Source organism: Colwellia sp. 6M3 (assembly GCF_014077595.1).
GTDB lineage: Bacteria > Pseudomonadota > Gammaproteobacteria > Enterobacterales > Alteromonadaceae > Cognaticolwellia.
Window position 1 is genome coordinate 1 of the sequence record NZ_JACGWF010000149.1, and the last position, 5,814, is coordinate 5,814.

The window sequence follows — 5,814 nt, forward strand, 5'->3', positions numbered from 1 at the left end:
GTTGCATCGTCATCGGCAGCATTACCATTGTTTGTTTCTGGGTCAGTACCGTTATCTGAGGTGTCATTAACCGTTGCACCACTTGGGCTAGTAGCGCCAGCGGTTGCACTGTTGTTGTATGGACCTAAGTTAGTGCCTGGTGTAACGGTTACCGTTAAGCTGATCGTTTCGCTTGCGCCAACCGCTAAGTTTTGGTTCGCGGCTAATAAATTTTTATCACCATCGCCATTAAAGGCATTGTTTATAGTGAGTGTGCCGCCAGTGCTCTGAGCATCAACAACAAAGGTAGCGCCACTAAAAGTCGTGGTGAGGTCATCAACAACTTGCACATTGCTTAGGCTGATATCACCAGTATTTTTAACCACCATAGAGTAAGTTAGCGTATGTGTACCATCACCATTATTGGTAGGGCCTGCACTTACAGTTTTAGCTACGCCAATAGCCGGTGCTTCAGCAAAGGTTACGGGTGTTGCATCGTCATCGGCCGCATTACCATTATTGGTTTCAGGATCGGTGCCGTTATCTGAGGTGTCGTTAGCAGTTCCGTTAGGACTATTTGCAGAAGTAGTCGCGCTATTGTTATAAGTTAATGTTGAACCCGGTGTTACTGTGACTTCTAAATTAATAGTGCCACTATCACCTACCGCTAAACTTTGGTTTGCCGCTAATAAATTAGTGTCACCTACACCGTTGAAACTTGCATTTACTGTGAAGTCTGCACTTGTTGGTGTGCTAATACTAAAGCTATCAGCACTGGCAAAAGTGGTACTTAAATTATCAATAACTTGTAGATCAGTTAAGTTTACATCGCCGGTATTTTTAACATTAAATTGATAATTAAAAGTATAAGTACCGTCGGCATTATTCTGAATGGCACCATTAATTGACTTAGCTAATCCAAGAGCAGGGTCGACCGCAAAGGTAACAGGTGTTGGGCTAGTATCATTGTCGGGACCGTCGTTGGCTGTATCCGGATCAGAACCATTAACTGAGGTATCGTTAGTTGTATTTGTATCATCTCGAGCACTTTCTGCTTCAGCAGTAGTACTATTATTGTAAGTATTAAGATCTGTACCTGGACTAACAGTAACAGCAATGTCTAAAGTTTTAGTTTCGTTAATTGCTAAATCCGAAGGTGTAGTGTTATCTATTAATGTAGTGTTACTAATGCCATCAAACGTTCCATCGACCGTGAAATCTGTGCTGGTAATCGAGGTTACATTGATATCGCCTGAAGCTATAGGGTTAAAAGTGGCAGCAAGATCATCAGTAAGTTGAATGTTGCTTAACGCGACATCGCCGCTGTTTTCCACATAAAATCGATAAACAATATCAAACGTACCGTCAGCAGGATCAAAAGTATTACTAATTAACTCTTTTGCTACACCTATAACCGGTGTTGATGTTGTTGTTACTACACTCGTTGCTGTTTGTGTGCGGTAATTATTTAAAGGTGCACTTGTAGAAGTAACAGGGGTGTTGCCTGTGCCTGTTGTAATGTCAGCAAAGTTACGCACATTTTCAGCTGAAGCTCCAGATTGTTGCCCAGCATAATCAATATCAGTATTCGCTGTTAAGGTTGTGCCTGGTTTAACAGTAGCTTGTAAATTGGTGTTAAAGGTAATGGTTAGTGTAGCCGAAGGGCTCATGGAAAAAATACGGTTAATACTTAGCAAGTTATTATCTGCACCACTTACCGTAAAGTCTGAGCTACTTATTGCTGTAGATAGGTTTGTGTTATCAACTACAGTGCCTGTGCTTGAAACATCTAATGCAGTAATGTTTTCAACACCGCTAGGAAGTTGAACTTGCCAGTTACCGCTGTCACCATCTTGAATTTGAAATGCTTGAGCTAACCCTTCGTTTGTCAATACTAATGACCATGCAAATGTTGGTGTTTCATTAGTACGGTTATCTACTGAGCTCGGCGTTGTTGTACTGGTAAGTGATAACTGTGGTTCTAATATGTTTGCTAACATGTTATTAGATACAGAGTTCTGAATGTTACTGAGTAATACTTCAAATTGATTTGATAAAGTTACATTTTGTTGATTTGAAAGTTGGTTTATTACTAATGCCGAAAATTCAATAACAATATATTCTAGATCACTATCTGCATCGCTGTTGGTAATATCACCCATATCAAAATCAACAGAATTTCCAGACGCCCCTAAATTAGGTGTAATGGCACAATTAGGTGTTACATTTGGATCTGTTGATGCTTGGCTACCTCCTGCACAAAGACCAGCCCCTAAACTTGATGATAAACCACCATTACTGACTAATGAAACAAAGGCTGTATTATTTACATACTCTAGCCCTTCGGGAAGGTTATCTCTGACAATAAAGTTTTCCGCAGAGCCTTCTGGTACGGTTACAACTAAACGATATTTAATTTCTTCCCCGATTGAAAGCGAACGTTCTGATGAACTAGTACCTGAACCTGCTTCACTGGTATGTGCGAATGTTGTGCTAACAATAGATTTTTCCGATGTTGTTAATTCAACTGTTACGGTTGCAGAGTTTGTAGCTTGATAAGTTTTTTCAGTTCCGGGGCTTGAACCAGATAAATTGCTTCCAGAGCCGTCTAAACTAGTCCATGACAAAGTGGCATTATTGGTAATTTCTTGTCCAGGGGTCGCAGCTGATGAAACATTTGCATCGTAAGTAAATATACAGCTCTCATTGGCTGCTAATTTATCAATAGTCAGCGAAAATCCTGCGCCATTTGGATCACTATCGTCAAAACTCTTGGTCGCTGCATCACAAGCACCATAAGTTGCGGTGCCTGACTCATAAATTAATTCTGTCGGTAAAATATCGACCAAGCTGAGATCAAAAGCGCTTGAGTCAGAGCTTGCTGGAGCAGTAATTGTTAATGTGTAAGTAATGGCATCACCGGCATCACCACCGGCATTATCTGCATCCTTACTAAGTGTTAAGGTAGGGTCGACACGCTTTAGGTTTAATGAGTTTGAAGTATCATTTCCTGTACTGTCGGTATATCGACCTCGGTTAGAGAAATTAACGTTTCCACCGTCAACTTTAACTGCATTGATTTCAAGTACGATATATTCTTCATCAGCATCATCATCGCTATTCGTTACTGTACCTAAATTGAAAGTAGGGTCGGTACCGGCGCTAAAAGAGCCATTGGTTGCTGTTATATCACAGTCGGGACTCGCATTAGAGTCTGCTAATGTATAAGTACAAGTACCAGGATCGGCGATTTCAGATGAACTTACCCCTGCACCGACAAAACCAAACTTTGCACTGCCATCGTCTTGATAAATTAGTTCTGGTGGCAGTAAATCTCTCAGATTAACAGTGCTATGAAGGCCTTCAGGCAGGGCGGTAACAATTCTAAAACGTGCTATTTCACCAATAGCTAATTCATCTCGGCTATCACTAGAGGTGCTATCAGTTTCTGAAGTAGATACTAATGTTTTAACAACACTTGCTCGAATGCTTGTTGCTGTAATGGTACTTTCTCGGGTTGGAAACGCAGATTCACCTTCACCTGCGGCAAAGGACATACTCGCGGTATTATCTATGCTAGTGCCCGCAGCAATATCACTACTGATATTACAAGAAAAAGTTAAGGTTGCCGTTTCATCACCAGAACCTGCTTCACCTAAACCACCTCCAGAAGCTAAGGTGTCATCTAAAACTAGGCCGGTAGAAAAATCTCCAGAATAGCCACCACTACCACCGGTTAATACGGGTACAGTACATGAAGAAGCATCAATTGTACTTTCAAATATATCGGTTAGTGTTACGTCAAAAGCATCAGCACCACCTGTGTTTTCCAAGGTAATTAAATAGTCAATTTGATCGCCTGCATCTAAATCACTAGTATCACTGGTTATGGTTTTTGTAATCGAAACGTCTGGAGCGCGAACCGTTATTTGTGCCACCGTGGTGTTAGTAGCGTTATCGGTGGCGGTGTTATTAGTTGAAGCGTTCAATAGATTGGCAAGACTTAAACCATCAGCATACGGTTCGTTACTTGCTAGAGCATATACATTAATTACAATATTTTTTGAACTTGCAGTGCCGGTACTAATGTTACCAAAATCAATATTGATACTGTTTGAACCGGCATCACGCGTAACAGTAAAATCACCATTATAATCAGAAGTACCCGCATATTCGATAAAGTTACCAGCGCTAGCAGAGCCAGGATAAGGAGTTGAACTTGTTTGTGTTGCCGCAGGAAAGTCTGTTGCAGTAAATACAGGTAGAGGCAATACATCAGTTAACACTACGTTATTTGCATCGCCAGAAGGGATTTCCATGGTTAATTGGAATTGTACAATATCGCCAGGCTTAACAGTACTTGAACCTATGGTGTTTTTGCTGATATCAATATCATCAATAGTTACGGTAGCACTAGAATCTTCGAAACAACCTTGAGCGCCACTCGCATCGCTTAAACCGTATGTCGCGGTAACGTCATTACTAATCGTATCACGGGTAAGTACAGGTTGGCCGTTATCATAATCTTGATCAATAACCGCAGTATAAGTAATCGTGCCGCTTTCCGCTGGCCCAATACTGCCTCCTGCGGCAACAATAGCTGCTAATATATCGGCATCTTCAAACGTTGATGAAGTACCAGAGTCAGTAAAGTTAGTATTTAAAGTTGTTGTAGCGCTATTACTGCCGTTGTGCTGAATAGATAACTGAATTTGATTACTAGCAAACTCACTGTAACTAATACCATCTTGTAAAATATCAGTAACCGTAAAGTTGTTTAAACCATCAATATATTCAGAGGTTTGATAAGCATAAGTATAGGTAACAGTAGAGCCAGGTGTGCCGCTGCCAGCAACACTTTTTCTTAACACTAAATGCTTAGCTGAGTTAATGGCTGAATTGCTGTCGCAAGTCATAGCATTTAAAGTGTCAGTAATATAAACGTCAAATTCAGCACGAATATCCTGCGAATTACCATTTGTACCTGTTCCTGAAGCACAACTGATGTTGATGTCTACATCATTTCCTACACCTGAGTTAGCCGCTAATGTAGCTTCATCTGGCGATATAGTACAATCAGTGCCACCAACAATTGAAAAAGGGCCTTCATATTTAACATTGCCAGGTAAAGTAATGGTAGGAAATGTTATAGGAGCAACTGTTCTAGTTGAAGCTATATCCGCAATTGCAACAACAGGGTAAGTCCATTCGGGACCTGGTGGGTTTTCTGATTCTGCTGTGCTATCTGAAATAGTGTATTTTATAACGGTAGGAGTAAAGTCATTACTGTCAGCAGAGCCAACAATTGTATCTTCCCCTTTTGTGCCTGTAGCACTATCGCCAAATTGAAAACCAGGTACTATTCCTATTGCGTCAGTTTGCAATATATTTGGTTCAGCATCCAAAGCGACCGTAAGACAAACTTCCACTTGCAAGGGTTGTTGATTATTTGAAACCGAGCCAACAGGTATCGTAAGTGCTACTAGAGTTCCATCTTCAGTTCCCGTAAAAGGTAAACCAGAGATAGGATCATTTAAGGTTTCTGTCGCATCATAGGTTTGACTAGAAACCAATTCTAAATCTAGCCCACTAAATGTTGCTGACTGATATGTTAAATCTGGAGCTAGATTTAGTAAGTAATATGGGCCATAGCCAATATCTGATGAACTATTGGTAAAGTTTGCGTTAAAACAAAACCCTTCACCAATAAACGACTCCGCAGGAGAAAAGTTAGCTACAGTAGGTGCGGAGGCTGCATATGCAGAAGATATCGAGATTAAAAATAGGGCAGTTAATTTTAAAAAAAACAGAAAAACTTTTTGTAGCATTATATTC

The 5,814-nt window shown here is 40.6% G+C and carries 1 protein-coding gene; it reads right to left on the reverse strand.

The features are described 5' to 3' along the window. The coding region (locus H4J50_RS18380) for a DUF11 domain-containing protein (RefSeq protein ID WP_182257621.1) at nucleotides 1-5,814 on the reverse strand (5,814 nt) is incomplete at both ends.